The 17,017-nt window shown below is 70.9% G+C and carries 12 protein-coding genes; 4 read left to right on the top strand and 8 right to left on the bottom strand.

What is annotated here, in order from left to right; genetic code table 11:
* Positions 1-6 precede the first annotated feature (6 nt).
* The 6 genes from RM445_RS17880 to RM445_RS17905 all read right to left on the bottom strand — a co-directional run bounded on the left by RM445_RS17880 (position 7) and on the right by RM445_RS17905 (position 10,730).
* Positions 7-2,544, bottom strand: coding sequence for a non-ribosomal peptide synthetase (locus RM445_RS17880; RefSeq protein WP_311557693.1), 2,538 nt, complete (start codon positions 2,542-2,544; stop codon positions 7-9).
* Positions 2,545-2,579: 35 nt separating this feature from the next.
* Positions 2,580-5,708: a Pls/PosA family non-ribosomal peptide synthetase gene (locus RM445_RS17885; RefSeq protein ID WP_311557694.1), complete on the bottom strand. Its 3,129-nt coding sequence runs from the start codon at positions 5,706-5,708 to the stop codon at positions 2,580-2,582.
* Between the two features lie 130 nt (positions 5,709-5,838).
* Positions 5,839-6,858 (bottom strand): 2,3-diaminopropionate biosynthesis protein SbnA, encoded by a 1,020-nt coding sequence (gene sbnA / locus RM445_RS17890; protein WP_311557695.1) that lies wholly within the window; start codon positions 6,856-6,858, stop codon positions 5,839-5,841.
* A 10-nt stretch (positions 6,859-6,868) separates the two neighbouring features.
* On the bottom strand, positions 6,869-7,888 hold the full coding sequence (locus RM445_RS17895) for a DUF2182 domain-containing protein (protein ID WP_311557697.1): 1,020 nt from the start codon (positions 7,886-7,888) through the stop codon (positions 6,869-6,871).
* A 1-nt stretch (position 7,889) separates the two neighbouring features.
* A complete protein-coding gene (locus RM445_RS17900) occupies positions 7,890-8,519 on the bottom strand; it encodes a DUF1326 domain-containing protein (RefSeq protein WP_311557698.1) in 630 nt (209 codons plus the stop codon).
* Positions 8,520-8,534: 15 nt separating this feature from the next.
* On the bottom strand, positions 8,535-10,730 hold the full coding sequence (locus tag RM445_RS17905) for an ATP-binding protein (protein ID WP_311557699.1): 2,196 nt from the start codon (positions 10,728-10,730) through the stop codon (positions 8,535-8,537).
* Positions 10,731-11,525: 795 nt separating this feature from the next.
* On the opposite strand from RM445_RS17905, the gene RM445_RS17910 reads away from it, so the two are divergent.
* The 4 genes from RM445_RS17910 (at position 11,526) to RM445_RS17925 (ending at position 14,456) form a co-directional block, all read left to right on the top strand.
* Entirely contained in the window at positions 11,526-12,176 is a 651-nt protein-coding gene (locus tag RM445_RS17910; protein WP_311557700.1) for a DUF4383 domain-containing protein, read from the top strand.
* A 1-nt stretch (position 12,177) separates the two neighbouring features.
* Entirely contained in the window at positions 12,178-12,672 is a 495-nt protein-coding gene (locus RM445_RS17915; RefSeq protein ID WP_311557701.1) for a DUF427 domain-containing protein, read from the top strand.
* 48 nt (positions 12,673-12,720) lie between these two features.
* Positions 12,721-13,965, top strand: a complete 1,245-nt coding sequence (locus RM445_RS17920; protein ID WP_311557703.1) for a tyrosine-type recombinase/integrase — start codon at positions 12,721-12,723, stop codon at positions 13,963-13,965.
* A gap of 176 nt (positions 13,966-14,141) precedes the next feature.
* Complete coding sequence (locus RM445_RS17925; RefSeq protein ID WP_397469343.1) at positions 14,142-14,456, top strand: MerR family transcriptional regulator; 315 nt, start codon at positions 14,142-14,144, stop codon at positions 14,454-14,456.
* A gap of 122 nt (positions 14,457-14,578) precedes the next feature.
* On the opposite strand, the gene bktB is transcribed toward RM445_RS17925, so the two are convergent.
* On the bottom strand, positions 14,579-15,766 hold the full coding sequence (bktB, locus tag RM445_RS17930; protein WP_311557705.1) for a beta-ketothiolase BktB: 1,188 nt from the start codon (positions 15,764-15,766) through the stop codon (positions 14,579-14,581).
* Between the two features lie 111 nt (positions 15,767-15,877).
* Entirely contained in the window at positions 15,878-16,990 is a 1,113-nt protein-coding gene (locus tag RM445_RS17935) for a ferrochelatase (RefSeq protein ID WP_311557707.1), read from the bottom strand.
* Positions 16,991-17,017 lie beyond the last annotated feature (27 nt).

A 17,017-nucleotide genomic window follows, 5' to 3' on the forward strand; every position in this document is an offset into this window, starting at 1 on the left:
CTCCTTTCAGTTCCCGCCAGAGCAGGAGATCAGCAGTTCCGGGGCGTGCTCTCGGTGGAGCACCCCTGCCATATCCGCGAGCATCGGGTGCTCGGCGATGTCCGGGAGGGACAACGCTCGGTCCAGGGCGATCGCGAGCTTCACCGCCGAGAGCGACGTGCCACCCAGGTCGAAGAAGTGGTCCCACCGGCCGATCTGGTCCTCGCGCATGCCGAGCACCTGCGCCCATGCGGCAGCAAGGTGCCGCTCGGTGGGCGTGCTCGGCGCCTCGGAAGCCAGGTCGACCGCGTCGTGCTCGGCGGCGAGCGTGGTGAGCGCCTTCCGATCGATCTTGCTGTTCGCGGTCAGCGGAAGGCCGTCGCGCCAGTGAAATGCCGACGGGACCATGTACGTGGGCAGCGACGCGCCCAGCCGGTCCCGCAGGACCTCGACCTCGATCGGCCGCTCGCCGCTGTAGAAGGCCACCAGGTGCTTGCCCTGGTCGACCCGTTCGGCCACCACCACCGCCCCGTCGCGGACACCCGGCACGCGCAACAACGCGTTCTCGATCTCGCCGATCTCGATCCGGAAGCCACGGATCTTGACCTGGGTGTCCCGGCGGCCGAGGAACTCCAGCTTCCCCCCGGGCAACCAGCGGCCGTGGTCGCCGCCGCGGTAGAGCCGTTGGCCCGGCCGGTGCGGGTCGGCCACGAAGGCTCGCCGGGTGCGCTCGGGATCGTTGACGTACCCGCGGCCGACGCAGACGCCGGAGAAGACGATCTCGCCAGGGGCACCGAGAGGCACCGGTGACAGGTGCTCGTCCACAACATAGACGCGCACGTTGTGGACAGGAGGTCCGAGCGGGATCCGCTCGGAGTCCGGAACCTGCCTCATGACCTCGTGATTGGTGTCGTCGGAGGTCTCGGTCAGCCCGTACGCGTTGACGAGGCTGATCTCGGGGTGCAACCCGAACCAGCGCTGCACCAGCTCCTTCTTCAGCGCCTCGCCGGTGGCCGACACGCACCGCAGGTCGGGAAGCTTCCGAGGATGCTGCTCGAGGTAGGTCAGCACGACCTCGAGATAGGACGGGACGACCTGAAGGACGCCGACCCGGCCGCGGACGATCGTGTCGACGTACCGCGCGACGTCGAGGATCACCTCCTGCTCGACGATCAGGGTTCGTCCCCCGACCAGGAGCGCCGACACCAGTTGCCACAGCGAGATGTCGAAGCACTGTGGCGCGGTCTGGGCGACCACGGGCGCACCGCGTGCCGGGCCCACCCTCAGGTCGTCGATCTTCGCGTAGAGGTGGTTGAGCATCCCCGCGTGCTCGCACATCGCCCCCTTGGGCTCGCCGGTGGAGCCGGAGGTGAAATAGATGTAGGCGAGCTGATCGGCCGCCACGGACACGCCCGGGTCGTCGTCGGGATGGCCCTCGGCGCAGGCCTCCTCGATGATGATCTTCTGCACGTCAGGCAACGTGTCCAGGGCCTTGTCGAGCATCGTGGTGCTGCCGAGCTCGGTCAGCACCAGCGTGCACTCGGCACGCGCCAGCGTGGTGCCGATCCGGTCGGCCGGAAAGTGCGGCTCGATCGGCAGATATGCGCCACCGGCCTTGAAGATCGCCAGGACGGAGGCCATCCAGTCCAGGTTGCGCTCGGTCACCACGGCGACCACGCCCTCGCGACGCAGCCCACGCACCAGCAGCGCGCGCGCCAGCCGGTTGGCGCGCGCATTGAGCTCCCGGTAGGTCAGCTGCCCGTCGCGGTACACGCCCGCGACGGCGTCCGGGTGCATCCGCACGCGCTGCTCGAACAACTCGTGGAACCGGTGGTCCGGCAGCTCCCGGCGCCGCCCGGCCAGTCCATCGAGCTGGAAGCGCATCTCCTCGTCCGACAACAGGCTCGCCCGCTGGTGCTCGCCGCCCAGGTCTTGGACCATCAGCGCGAGGGCGTTGAGGTGGTAGCCGGCGATCCTCTCGGCGCTGTCCGCGTCGAGCGCGTCGGTGCGGTACCGCAGGTGCAGCGCGAGCCGGCCGCCGGGGGTCGTGAGCGCCACCCGGAGCACGGAGTCCGCGGCGAGGTCGGTACTGATCCTGCCGTCGGTAACGAGCCTGCCGACCGGGTCGAACTCGGTCTCGAACGCCGGCCCGGCCACGCCCAGCTCACGCATGAGTTCGTCGACCGGGAAGTCCCTGTGCCTCGACAGGTCCGACTCGACCCGCGAGGTGTCCCGCAGCAGCGACCGCCAGGAGCGGGCTTCGGTCGTGAGCGGGCAGGGCAGCGGCCGCCCACCGGGCCCGGCCGCGTAGCCGGTCACCACGTCCTGCTCGCCGGACAGCGCCGCCAGCACCTTCGCGTGCGCGGCCAGCGCCACCGAGTGCAGCGGCAACTCCAGCCCGTCGGCCAGCCGGCGCACCGCTGCGGCGAGGTCGTCATCGAGGGTCGCGACGTGCTCGGCGACGCCCGGTGCCGGGTCGAGCGTCCACCGCGGGATCGCGGTCGCACCGCCCGCGAGCAGGACAGCCCGCCAGAACTTTCGGCCGATTTCAACCCGATCGTCCATTGAATGTCCCTACGTTTCACGTGTGCGGGTGTCAGTTACCGAGCGAGCAAGGCAGCGTGGTTGTCGTCGATACTGGTCTTTCGGACGGGCAGATCGCCCGAGTGCTTGCGCATCGTCCTAGCCGGGTTTCCGCCCCACTGCTCGTGCGGTGGCACCTCCTCACCCTTCATAAGGAAGGAGTCGGGGGCGAGCACCGCACCGTCGCCCATCGTCGCGCCGTAATGGACCCATGCGCCGACTCCGAGTGTGCAGCCGGCACCGATCACGATTCGGTCGGACTTGAATCCGCCATCCTCCTGAGAGTGGCACTGGATGATGCTGCCCGCGTTGAACGTGCAGTTGTCACCGATCGTGACGAACGTCCGCTCGACCAGGCCAGCGCCGTCGTCGAAGACCCGACGACCGATTCGCACACCCAGTAGCCGCCAGAGCACGTTCTTGAACGGAGTGCCGTTGTAGGCGTTGACGAAAGTGCCAATAGACATTTTCCAGAAGCGTTCGTGCCGCCAGAAGGCGCGATCGTAGATCGAGCAGCCTTGGGGGCGTAAGGCCATCAGCGGCCGGACCAACCGGTCGACCACAACGTTGAAGGCGACGGTGAAGACGACAACGCCGGCGGTGGCAAGTGCGAACGCCAGCGCACCCACGGAGGCCCACAGGTCGAGAGCGGCCGAGTAGAGCACAGTGACAACAAGGAAGAAGATCCACTGCGCCAGCAGCATCAGCGCCAGGGTGATGGTGTTGTGGACGTCCTTGCCCATGAGGCCGCGGCGCAGCTCGTCCGCGCTTGTCACGTCGAGCTGCTCGTCGCGCTTGACCGACCGCGGGATCTCGAAGCTGGGCGAGCCCAGCAGGCCCACGCCTTCCCGCACCTGTCCGTCGAGGGGAACCAGGACCTTGTTTGCAAGGAGGCAGTTGTCCCCCGTCTTGGCCTGTGCGGGATAGGCGATGCCGTTTCCCAGGAAGTTCTCCGCCCCGATGGACACGCGGGACAGGCGGAAGGACGTGTTCGAGAAATCGGCATTCATGATGGACAGCCCGTCCGCGACCATCGTTCCGCTCCCGACTGCGCTGAGAAACGGAGTGTCGTGTTTAATGATCTCGCCGAAGTTCGAACCGGTCTGCCGCACGCCCCGAAGGTCGTAGCCCACCCAGCAGAGGTAGTGGACGATGTAGGAGGTGTCACCGAAGAGACGCATGTAGAACTTGCTGTTGCTCGTGCGGGCGATCGCGCGGTGGACCCAGTAATGGAATCCGTACAGCGGATAGACCTTGTCCGGCGTGATGAAGAGGTTCAGCGCGCGCGGGATGGTTCTCACATACACGAGGCCGACGAGCGCGGCGCCGAAGAAGAGCACGGCGGAGATGACCAGGTCATTTCGGTAGAACGCCCAGCTCGTGAAGGCCACCGGTCCCTCGTCCATCAGCGTAGCGAGCTGCGGGACCTTCGTGAGCGCGAGGACAGCGACGACGAACGCCAGCGGCGTACCCAGCAGAAGCAGGTTCGCCAGCTGCGCGGTCGCGAAGACGACCCGTCGCCGGATGCTGATCTCCGTTGTGGAAACTTGCTGGTAGTCGACGTCGGTCGGCTGCGCCGGGGAGCCGTGCCAGCGCTCACCGCCCGGCACGGTCTGTCCGGAGTGTAGCGAGGAGGAGTGCCCCAGCTGGGCCCCGTCACCCAGCGAGGTCCAGATGTCGAGCACCGTCGCCTCGCCGACCAGCGCGTCCTTGCCGACGCTGACCGCGCCCGTCTGGATGATGCCGTTGTGGGCCCGGTACCCGTTGAAGAACGAGTCCTTCCGGATCACTGCGCCATCGCCGATGCTGAGCAGGTCGGTGCACACGGGCACGTTCTTGGAGAGGACGACGGCACCGCGCCCGACCGTCGCGCCCAGCGCCCTCAGATAGAGCGGATAGAGCGGTGAACCGACGAACAGCGCCATGGGGTTGCGCTGGACCAGGGTCTTGACGAGCCAGAAGCGGAAGTACGCCATACTCCAGACCCGGATCTGCTGCGGCTTCCACCGGCCGATGAGCACCCACTTAACCAGGATCGGAAGGGTAACCAGGCCGAGGTACATCGCACTTCCGTACGCGACTGCCCGCAGGTAGATGCCGACCGGGTTCGGGCCGGCCGAGACCCACTCGAAGCCCGTCACCGCGACCATCGCGGTGAGGGCGGGGTAGCCGAGGAGGAACAGGAGCTGCAACGCCCCGCAGAGGACGTACTCGCCGTTACGGGCCCGCCTCGCCCGGTCGATGAGAGCCGCCGAAGTTTCCGACTCTGCGGCGGGCGCGGGTGTGCTGTCTGTTTCGGCGTCGGTAAGGGTCGCTGCGAGGCTCCGGATCGTCGGGTGCTCGTAGATGTCCGGCATCGACACCGTCGGCAGGTCGGCCTGTTTGCGCACCCGGGCGCAGAACCGGGCCATCAGCATCGAGTCGGCACCGAGGTCGTCGAAGAAGTGGCTGTCGACCGACACGTGCTCGGTGCCCACGATGTCGGCCAGCACCTCCGCGAATCGTCGTTCGCATTCCGCGAGAGGGGTCGGTTTGCCAGTGATGTCACCGGTCGGAACGTCGCTGGCGAGGCCGGCTGTGAGACTCCGGAGCGTCGGGTATTTGTAGATGTCGGGCATCGACACCGACGGCAGGTCGGCCCGCTTGCGCACCCGGGCGCAGAACCGGGCCATCAGCATCGAGTCGGCACCGAGGTCGTCGAAGAAGTGGTCGTCGACCGACACGTGCTCGGTGCCCACGATGTCGGCCAACACCTCCGCGAAGAGCCGCTCGGAATTGGCGGAAGTGGCCAGGGTGTCAGGCCGGTCAGGGATCAGGACGTCGTCGGTGAAGATCGCTGCGAGGCTTCGGATCGTCGGGTGCTTGTAGATGTCGGGCATCGACACCGACGGCAGGTCGGCCCGCTTACGCACCCGGGCGCAGAATCGGGCCATCAGCATGGAGTCGGCACCGAGGTCGTCGAAGAAGTGGTCGTCGACCGACACCTGCTCGGTTCCCACGATGTCGGCCAACACCTCCGCGAAGAGCCGCTCGGAATCGGCGGAAGTGGCCACGATGTCAGCCGGGTCAGCGGTCAGGACGTTGTGGGAGTTCCCCATCAGATGGACCCCTTGGACCAGGAATCGGAGTGGTTGTTGCAGGCGCACTGAGGTACTTGGACGAAGTCCGTGAACTGCCTGGACCGCTGCGGGACGGGCACCCGGAAGAGCGCCAGCGAATGTCCTCCGAGCAGCGGTCGGATCGCGGGGAGCGGCTCCACGACGTTCACCGGGCGCGTCATCGGCGGACAGCGGGAATCTGGGCGCTGGACGCCGGGGACGGGACCGGCGCGCTGCCGAGGTCGGAGGTCAGGACGCCCTCGCCGTACAGGCCGGCCACCCAGTTCGTCTGGTAGATGGTGTCCAGGTAGCGGTCGCCGAGGTCCGGGGAAAGGGCGACCGCGGTGAGGCCGTCCGCGTCGTGCCGGGCCAGCCAGTCCACCGCGCCGCTGACGACCGTGCCGGTCGAACCCCCGAACAGGAACCCACGGCGGGCGAGACGGTGGCAGGTCCGGATGGCGTCCGGCTCCTCGACGTGCACCACCTCATGGATGTAGGACTCGTCGAGCAGGGGGGGCCGGACGGCCATGCCGAGCCCGGGGATCATGCGACGAGCTGCGGGCGTCCCGAAGGACACCGAGCCGACCGGGTCGACGGCGACGACCCGCACGCGGGGGTGCCGCTCCCGGAAGTAGCGGGCACAGCCCATCAGGGTGCCGGTGGTGCCTGCGCCGACGAACAAGACGTCCAGGTGCGGAAACTCACGTGCGATCGCCGGTGCCGTCGTGCGGTGGTGCGCCCTCCAGGCGTTGGGGTTGGCGTACTGGTTGAGCCACACGAACCGGTCGTCGGCGGCGCAGAGGGCTCGGATGAAGTCCAGGCGTGCACCGAGCAGTCCGGTGACCGGATCGGACTCGGTGATGAGATGCACCTGACTGCCGAGCGCCTCGATGAGCAGCCTCGTCGAGAGGTTGCAGCGGGAGTCGGTGACGCACAGGAACCGGTAGCCCTTGCTGGCCGCGATCATGCTGAGAGCGACGCCGAGGTTGCCCGACGACGACTCGACGAGGATCGACCGCGGAGTCAGGAGGCCGTCCCGCTCGGCGGCCTCCACCATCTCGGCCGCGGCTTTCAGCTTGATCGAACCGGCGAAGTTGAACCCTTCGCATTTGAGGAACAGCGACTGCCCCAGTATCGGGAACAGGTCGACGTAGAGATCCTCTTCGTTGAACGCGTACGGAGCGGAGATGACTGTCACGATGGCCCCCTCAGCCGATTCGGCCCGGCTTGTCGGGCGACGCAGACGCGCAGCTCGTTCGAGCGTGCGTTGCCGTCGACGCCCCGCCGTAGCCCGTGACGGAGAAACTGCTGGTTCGAGCAGGCCTGTGGTCCCGTCGGGAACCGGTGCGGCCCGCACGCCGCGGTCTGGCCAGCGCCTCCGCCGGCCAGAGAATCGCCAGGCTGACCGCCGCCACCACCAGGGCGACCTCCCCTGCGGCCGCGTCCCCGCCGGGACGCGCAGCGTTCTCGGCGGGGACGGCCGCAGATGCCCCCACGGCCGGGAGGAAGACGGCGACGCCGGCCAGGATCAGCGCGCCCCCCAACGGCACCGCCAACCGGGAACCCTTGGGCGCGGTCTTCTCGACGAGCATGGCACCGGTCAGCGCGAGCATCCAGCGCATGCTGCTCATACCGGTGCCGAGCATCACGAGCATCAGCGCCCAGCAGCACCCCAGGCAGAACGCGCCGTGGCGGACACCGAGCATCCAGGCTCCGCGGACGCCCCGGCCGTAGTACTGCCAGAGGAACATCCACGGGCTGCGGCAGGCCGTCAGGCAGTGGTGCTTCCACGGGGTGAGCTGGAAGACCCCGGCCACGACGAGCACGGCGCCCAGCGCGAGCCCGGACGGAGCCGCCGGGCCCAGGAGCGCGTCCACGCCGCGGTCGCCCAGCACGGCCGCTGCGGCGAACCCGCTCCACAACGCGAGGTAGCCGGCGAGGAAGGCCACACGGACCCCGGTCGGGCGCGGGACCCGGGCGGTCACGACGACGAACATCCGCGCCAGCGGCACCGTCGTCGGCAGCATCATCGCGCCGATCATCACGAGCCAGACGGCGAACACCGTCCCCGGCGGCTCGCTGGTCCCGTCCGTGACGACGCCGTCGTGGCAGAACCCCGAGGCACCCGCGAGGACGAGCGCGGCCATCACGGCCCAGCACGTCCCCGCCGCGGCCCAGATGACGACAGCCGGGTCGCGGCCGGTGTGGGTGTCCAGAAGCGCGCGCATGTCAGCCCGAGAACCGGAACGAGCCCTGGACGGCGTTGTGCCCGCTGATCGCGACGTCGGGCAGCCCGTGCCTGCGGCCGTCGCGACGGAACGAGTCCGCCCGGGCGACGAACGCGGGCGATCCCGGGATCGTGGAGAACGCCGTGTCGTGCAGCGAGGTGTTCAGCCCGGTGGCGCCGAGGAACGGTGTGATCCGCGCGTGGGCCACGTCGCCGATCTCGATCCGGCCGCGGCCGTCGACCACCTCGAAGACGATCGGCACCCGCTCGACGGCGACGACCTCTCCGATCAGGGCGGCCAGGTCCGCGATCGGGCCCCCGAGCCGGCCGGTGAACACGTCGAGCAGCGCGCACAGCTGCCCGTCGTCACACCGGTCGTCGACCAGCAGCGCGGCCCGCCACTTCCCGGCCAGGACGTTCCCCGGGATGTGCACCGAGAGGCACAGGCAGCGGTCGGAGACGTCCAGGCCGTCCACGGTGCCGCGGTCGACGTACCACCCGATGATCGAGTCGCACGTGCCGTCGCCGTCCGGGTCGGCGCCGACCCAGCACGGGCACAACACCTTGCAGGTGCAGACCTCCAGAACCCGGCCCTCGACCGCATAGGACGTCGTCTCTGCGGTCGCGGCCATGATCGCCCCCCTGCGTCATACCGCGTCCGTAGTACGCCTCCCGGTCCCCTCCCCGGTATCGGGAGAACCATCTAAGGGGTCACCCGCAGCCCTGCTGTCCGCGTCGTCGTGGACGCTCACGCGCGCCGCCACCTCGGCCCGGTTGTGGGCGCCGAGCTTGCGGATGATGTTGTGCACGTGCGCCTCGGTGGTCTTCTCGGCGATACCGAGTGCCCGGCCGATCTGCCGGTTCGTCGAGCCGTCGGCGACCAGGCGCGCGACCTGCCACTCCCGCACGGTGAGCCCGCGGACCGACCACGCGTCGTCGGCCGACGGGGCCGGGCCGCGGTCGCCGCCGGTTCCAGGGACGGCCGTCAGCATCGGCGGCACCTCTACCCGGCCGAGGCTCGACGGGAACACCCGCGGCTGACGACGGGCGCAACCCTCCGGCGGGGTCTCGGCGAGGCACGTCGCGATACCCGGACGGACCCGGGCCACCCCGCAGCAGCCCCGGGCCTCGACCAGCAGCCGCTCCACACCGTCCGCGCGCCCGCGCGGCGACTCCTCCACGACCGTCAACGCCCAGGCCACGCAAGCGGCTGCCCGGACGTCCCCGGTCTCCCGGAACCGGGTCAGACTCTCCCGAAGGAGGCCCGCGGCCCGGGCCGCGTCGCCCTGGTGACGGGCGAGCAGCGCCAGGTCGTACCGCGACCAGGCCAGTCCGGGCAGGTTCCCCAGCGCGCCGAACAGGTCGGCAGCCCGGACGTGATGGCCGACGGCCCGGTCGGTATGGCCACGGGCCCGTGCGACATGTCCCAGGACGGCCGCGGCGATCGCCGTGCACTGCCGGTCTTCGTCGACCGCGAGCACGCGACCGAGCAGGACCTCGACGTCGTCGAGATCGCCCTGCCCGAGGGCCGGCGCGGCGGCGGCCAGCAGGGCGTGGCTCAGCGATTCGCCCGCCCCGCGACGGTGTCCGGGGTCGACGACGACGGGTGCGCGACCCGGGAGCGTCGGCTTGTCCCCGGCCGGTACCGAGGCGTACCAGCCGAGGATCGCCGCCAGCGGCAGCGACAGGCCGGCGTCCGCGACGGCCATGGCGTAGGCAAGTGCCTTCCACAGGTTGCCCTGCTCGATGCCGACCGACTCCGCCCACTCGGCTCGGCCGGCCTCACCGACGGCCGTGTCGACCAGGATCGCGAAGTCCGCGAAGTACCGGGCGTGCCGCGCCTCGACCTCCTCCTGCTCGCCGTGCTCCGCGAGCAGGACGCCGGCGTACTCGCGCAGGCTCTCCAACATCACGAACTCGGTGACGCCATCGGGCCGGATCCGGCGCTGCAACAGGCTCTTGTCGACCAGTGAGGTGATGGTGGCGACCGGGTCGCCGAGCGCGCACACCTGCCCTGCCGCCTCCAGGGTGGCACCGCCTGCGAACACCGAGAGCCGCCGGAACGCAGCCCGCTCGTCGGGCCTGAGCAGGTCGTGGCTCCAGGCCAGAGCAGCGCGCAGGGTCCGGTGCCGCGGGGGCACGTCGCGGACGGAGCCGATCAGGATGCTCATGCGGTGCCGCAGGCGGAAGGTCAGCTCACCGGGGGTGAAGAGCTTCAGTCGGGCTGCGGCGAGCTCCAACGCCAGCGGCAGTCCGTCGAGTCGTATGCAGATCTCGACGAGCGCGGCACGGTTGTCCGGCGTCACCTCGAACCCCGGCTCGAACCGTCGGACGCACTGCACCAGCATCTCGATCGCCGGCGCGGCGGCGAGGCGGCCGAGGTCGTCGTCCTCACGCGGCAACCCGAGTGGGCGCAGCGGAGCCTCGCGTTCCGCGCGCAGGTGCAGCCGCTCCCGGCTCGTCGCCAGCAGGCGGAGCCCGGGGCACCCGGCCAGCGCCGCCGCCGTCGAGAGACCGGCGTCGAGCACGTGCTCCCAGTTGTCCATCAGGAGGAGCAGGTTCTTGTCGATCAGCGTTCGGCGGAGCTCCTCGGTCGTCTCGGGCAGGTCGACGTCATCGACGCCGACGGCTGCCAGCACCGCCGCGGGCACCAGGGCCGCATCCCGGACCTCGGCAAGGTCGACGAACGCCACGCCGTCGACGTAGTCCGCCGCAGCGGCCGCCGCCGCGGCGACGGCCAGCCGCGTCTTGCCGACGCCCGGCGGGCCGGTCACCGTGACCACGCCCCCGGCCGGGTCCTCGAGGAGCCGCCGGATCGTCAGCAGCTCGCCGGCCCGCCCCACCAGCGGGTCCGTCGGTGTCGGGAGCGGTCGACGGAGTCGTCGTCCTGTCCCGCGCACATCGGCCCCGTGTCGCCCACCGGGTCGGGGCCCGTCTCTCGTCGGTCGCCGCGAACGGCTTCCCTCGTCCGTCGTTGGCAAATCGCTCGCCCCCTCGACGAATTTTTTGCCAATCAATCATGTGCCGCGCGCGATCCCGTTCACCCCGTCCGGCGGCGGCGTCGGTCCGCGAAGATCGTTCCTCTCACCCCCTATGGCTTCTCCCCCATTACCGCCCGAGAAGCACATCGGTCCGACTCCGACGCGAATGTCGCGCCGCCTGTGGATGTCTCGTTCCGCAATTACCCGGAGCGCTCCACGCGGGCGTCGGTCCGAACTTCGGAGGGTACGCCCGGCACGTCATGGGGGAAAACCCCCGAACGGCCTACGCCCCTTGACGTGGAACGGGGCCGAGACGCGGCGACCGACGCGACCATCCGGGTGTTCGACGAATTGGTGATCTCGGGAGACGTATCAGCGCGTCGCGCTCCAGAGAGACGAAACGGCACCTGGACGGTTCCCGAACTCGCGGTAATCGCGGGTGGCATCGGTTGCGCACCGACGTCGGTCACAACTCTGCGGGCCCAGAAGCGTCCTCAGGTCATTTACGTCCAATCAGGACTTCGCCGATCGGTCGGCCGATCCGGACCAGCAGGTGTCGGGCCCTTGATCGCGTCAGGTGCCATGAGGTAGGGGCTGCAGGCCGGTGTCCGCGCCGATCGACTGGCGGGCGGGCCCAAGCAGGGCGACCATCGTCACATGAACCAGGTCCGGCGCGATTCGCCTCGTCAGCTCGACCATCTCCACCGGACCGGGGCCGTGGTGTTCGGCCTCGGCATCGGCGCCTTCGGGGTGCTCGGGTTCGTCAACCGGCTCGACATGTTCTCGACCACCGGGCAACCGGTGCTCGGTCTCTCGAGCAACGGGCTGCTGTCGACCGTCTCCGTGGTCGTCGCGGTCGTCCTCGTCGCCGCCGGGGTGCGCGGCGGGCGGCTCGCCTCCACCGTGCTGGTGGTCGTCGGCGCGGCCTTCGTGGCGTCCGGGCTGGTGAACACCCTGGTTCTGGGCACGCCGCTGAACCTGCTGGCGTTCCGCATCCCGAACGTCGTGTTCAGCTTCATCGCCGGGGCGCTGCTGCTGTTCCTCGGCGCCTGGGGCCGGTTCACCGGGCGCCTGCCCGACGACAACCCCTATCAGCAGGAACGCCATCACGACGACGCCAGGCCCGATCCGCTGCCCACCACCTTCCGCGATCCCGGCGACATCGCCGCGGCCCGCGAACTCGCCGAGGCCGAGCGCGCGGTCGCCCAGCACGCCGCCCCGCCAGACGTGGTGGCGCGTGTCGACGCGTTGCGCGACGTCCGGGAGTCCGGGGAACGCGTGCAGCGGTGGCGTGGAAGCAACGCCTGACGTGACCGCGGCACCCGACCGTCCCGTCCGACCGCCGGAGTCCGTCTGGGACTACCCGCGTCCGCCGCGCGCCGAGCCCGACCACCGCCGCGCCGTGCTCCGCCACGGCGGCGTGGTCGTCGCCGACACCACCGATCTGGTCCGCATCCTCGAGACCAGCCACCCGCCCACGTTCTATCTGCCCCGCACGGCCTTCGGCAGCTACCTGGTGCCGGCCCGGCGGACGACGGTGTGCGAGTGGAAGGGCGTGGCCCGCTACGTCGACCTCGTCGTCCCGGGGTCCGCCCCGCTGCGCGACATCGGCTGGTGGTACGCCGAGCCCGACCCCCGCTACCCGCAGCTGCGCGACCGCGTGGCCGTCTACGCGGGGCCGTTCGACGAGATCACCCTCGACGGCGAGCGCGTGACACCTCAGCCCGGCGGGTTCTACGGCGGGTGGATGACCGCGGAGATCGTCGGCCCGGTCAAGGGTGGCCCCGGCACCTGGGGCTGGTGACCGGCGGGTCGCGGCACCCGCCGGCGCGGCGCACGCGAGGATGATCCGGTGGACTCCGACGGCGCGCTGGTGGTCTGGGAAGCCCTCGACGCCGAGGCCGCTCCGGAGCTGCGCGACGACGACTGGCCCGGCGTCGCCGACCCGGGCGCCCTGCGGGCCCAGCTCGCCGACTGGCTCGCCCAGTACGCCAACGCGGGCACCCGACGCACCTACGCCTACGCGCTGGGCCTGCCGGTCGCCTGGGTCGACCTGATCGGCGGCGCTCCTGAGCCGGACGACCCCGCCGTGGCGAAACCTGCGGGCTCCTCCCCTCCCCCGGCGGCCCGCGGCCCACTGCACCACCTGGCGTGGTTCCGCTGGTGCGCGGCCCGCACCCTCGATCCCCGCGCCGCCACCGGACGCGACGTCAAGACCTGGCTGCACGCCCTGGACGCCACCGGGGCGAGCCGCCGGACCCGGCAGCGGATGCTCTCCACCCTGTCGGCGCTCTACGGCCACCTCACCGAGACCGGTGCGGTGGCGGCCAACCCGGCGGCGCTGCACCGCGGCCGCCTCGGGCTGTCCAGCACCGCCCGCGACGCCTCCCCCACCGTCCGCCTCACCGCCGCCCAGCTGCGGGCCCTGCTGCTCGCCGCGGGCACGCTCCCGAACACCCGCGACCCACGGCTGCGGCGTCTCTACGCCACCCGCGCCGTCGCGTTCGTCGCCCTGCTCACCCTCGGCCTGCGGATCTCCGAGCTGGTCGGGTGCAACCGCGGTGACCTGTACCGCAGCGGGGGCGACGACGTGCTGCGCGTGCTCGGCAAGGGCGGCCACCACCGCGAGGTGTACGTGACCGAGCTGGTCGCCACCGCCGTGGCGGAGTACCTGGCGGAGCGCGACCGGGTCGCCGACGCCACCGCCCCGGCACTGCGGGGCCGCACCGCGGCGGGCGCGAGCCCCCTGATCGCCACCCGCGCGGGCGGCCGGTGCGCCCGCGCCGACCTCTACACGCTGCTGCGCCGCATCGCCGCCCATGCCGGGCCCGAGCTCGACGGTGTCGCGGACCGCGTGCACCCGCACGCGCTGCGCCACGCCTACGTGACGATCGCGCTCGAGCAGGACGCGCGGATCCACCACGTGCAGGCCGACGTCGGACACGCCTCGATCGCGACGACCCAGCACTACGACCGCGGCCTGCGCACCCGGGCCACCACCGCCGCAGACCTGGTGGCGGCGGCCATCGCCGCCGCAGGACCGTGCTCTCCCGAACCACACGGCGACGATCGGCAAGTCTCTGCGTCAGGGGATTGACAAGATCTGCAGTGCGGACTAGAAATAGAGGCGCAGTTCCGGACCGTTTCATGACGCGGCGGAGGTGATCGCCTGGCTAGGCACAGCACAATCAGATCATCGGAACAACTGTCATGACGACGGGCCCGGCCTACCCAGGCCGGGCCCTTTCACTTCCCGAGGAGCGAAGGGCACAGGTGACCGGAGGCGTCTCCCGGCTCGACGACGAGGACTACCCCGCCGTGACGATGGGCCAGGCGGCCGAGTTGCTCGAGGTGCAGCCGGCGTTCCTGCGCAGCCTCGACGCGGCCGGCATCCTCACCCCGCACCGCTCCGGCGGCGGACACCGCCGCTACTCCCGCCGCCAGCTCGCCACGGCCGCGCGGGTGCGCGCCCTGTTCGACGAGGGGCTGAACCTCGACGCCGCGGTTCGCATCGTCGCCCTGCAGGACGAGCTCAACGCGGCGCGGGCGCGGATCGCCGAGCTGGAAGGGCGCCTCGGCACCTCCTGAACGCACCGACCCCGCCGCCGGCGCGCCGGGGCCGGGGCCGGGGCCGGGGCCGGATGTAGCGAAAGCGGCGTTGAGTGCACTGAGTGCACCGAACGCCGCTTTCGCTACATCCGCGGCAGCGGTCAGAGCCGCTCGAACACCGCCGCGATGCCCTGGCCGCCACCCACGCACATCGTGACCAGCGCGAAGCGCCCGCCGGCGCGGTGCAGCTCGTGGATCGCCTTGACCGCCAGCACGGCACCCGAGGCGCCGATCGGGTGGCCCAGCGCGATCGCGCCGCCGTTCGGGTTGACCTTCTTCATGTCCAGCTCGAGCCCGCGGGCCACGGCGATCGCCTGCGCGGCGAAGGCCTCATTCGACTCGATCACGTCGATCGAGTCGAGCCCCATGCCCGCCTTCTCCATCGCGATCTTCGTCGCTGGGATCGGCCCCTCGCCCATGATGTGGTTCGGCACGCCCGCGACCGCGTACGACACCAGCCGGGCCAGCGGCGTCGCGTTCGCCTCGCGGGCCGCTCCGGCCTCGGCGAGCACGAGGAACGCGGCGCCGTCGTTGATGCCCGACGCGTTGCCGGCGGTCACCGTGCCGCCGTCCTTCTTGAACGCCGGCCGCATCCCGGCCAGCTTCTCCACGGTGGTGCCCCGCTTGACGTGCTCGTCCGTGTCGATCGTGACCTCACCCTTGCGGGTCTTCTTCACGATCGGGACGATCTGGTCGGTGAACCGGCCCTCGTCGATGGCCGCGGCGGCCCGGCGGTGCGACTCCGCGGCGAGCTCGTCCTGCTCCTCGCGGCTGATACCCCACTTCTCGGCCAGGTTCTCCGCGGTGATACCCATGTGCCCGACGCCGAACGGGTCGGTCAGCGCCGACACCATCGCGTCGACCATGGTCGTGTCGCCCATGCGGGCGCCGCTGCGCATGGCGGGCGACAGGTACGCACCCCGCGACATGACCTCGACACCGCCGCCGACACCGAGGTCGCAGTCGCCCAGCTTGATGTTCTGTGCCGTGCTGATCACGCCCTGCAGGCCCGACGAACAGAGCCGGTTCACCGCCATCGCCACGGACTCCATCGGCAGCCCGGCCTGGATGGCCGCGACCCGGGCGACGTAGGGGTAGCGTTTCTCGGTGGGGATGCAGTTGCCCACCGTCACGTAGTTGATCCGGGCCGGGTCCGCGCCCGAGCGCGTCACGGCCTCCTTCATCACGGTCCCGGCCAGCTCCGGCGGCTCGATGTCCGACAGCCCACCACCGAAGGCACCCACGGCCGACCGCACGGCCGACAGTACGACGACATCCCGTTCACTCATGTCCCGGTTATCCTCTCGCCTCGTTGCGCGCCGCCGTCCCCGACCGGCCCGAGGCCGCCGCGCGACGGCGCGACACCCTGGGGCGACCCTAGCCCGGCGGGAGGTGGCCGGTCACGATGACGACGAACTCACCTGTCCGCGACCCGCCCCTGCGGCGACCGGTCGCCGGGTCGGCACACAGCAGTCGATTGCGCACGGCATCCCGTTCACGGTGCACCCCGCGGACGGCACCGCGGACAGTGCACGCGGCGCGGCGGCGTCGACGTGCTCGTCCACGAGCTCGATCACCATGTCGGCGAAGCGCGGGTCCGGGCCGGCCGTGGCTGCCCGGACGAACGCGATGCCCAGCTCGTCGGCGCGCTCCCGGGCCTCGGTGTCGAGGTCCCAGATCACCTCGACGTGGTCGGAGACGAACCCGACCGGCGCGACGACCACGGCGGGGACACCGGAGGCGGCCAGCGTGTCGAGGTGGTCGACGATGTCCGGCCCGAGCCACGGCACCTGGGGCGGCCCGGAGCGCGACTGCCACACGACGTCGAACACACCCGCCCCGAGCTCCTCGGCCACCAGCCGGGCAGCCTCCGCGACCTGCCGCGAGTAGCGGTGCCCGCCGTCGGTGGGCGTGCCGGCGGCGGCGTCGGCGGCGGTCGGCACCGAGTGCGCCGTGAACACCACCCGGGCCTGGTCGCGGACGGCGGCGGGCAGGGTGGCGCGGGCCGCGCTCACGGCGTCCGCGTTCGCCGCGACGAACGCCGGGTGGTCGAAGAAGTGCCGCAGCTTCACCAGCTCCGGCGCTGTGAGGAATCCGGAGTCGCCGACGGCTTTGCGGGCCCGCGCGATGTCCTCGTGGTACTGCCGGCACGCCGAGTAGCCGCCGTAGGCGCTCGTGGCGAAGACCAACGCCCGCCGCACCCCGTCGCGCGCCATCTCGGCGACGGTGTCCTCGACCATGGGGTGCCAGTTGCGGTTGCCGAAGTACACCGGCAGCGTCGTCCGCTCGCGGACGGCGGCGATCAGCTCGCGGTTGCGGGCGTTCAGCGGGCTGACCCCACCGAAGTGCCGGTAGTGCTCCTCGACGGCGTCGAGCCGCTCGGGCGGCACGCCGCGGCCGCGCACGACGTTCTCCAGGAACGGGCGGACCTCGTCGAGCCCCTCGGGGCCGCCGAAGGACAGGACGAGCAGGGCGTCGACGGGGCCGTGGGACGAGGGGACGGGATCGAGCACAACCCGATTCAACACCGCCCGCCCGGA

This window comes from Pseudonocardia charpentierae (genome assembly GCF_031845345.1).
Taxonomy (GTDB): domain Bacteria; phylum Actinomycetota; class Actinomycetes; order Mycobacteriales; family Pseudonocardiaceae; genus Pseudonocardia; species Pseudonocardia charpentierae.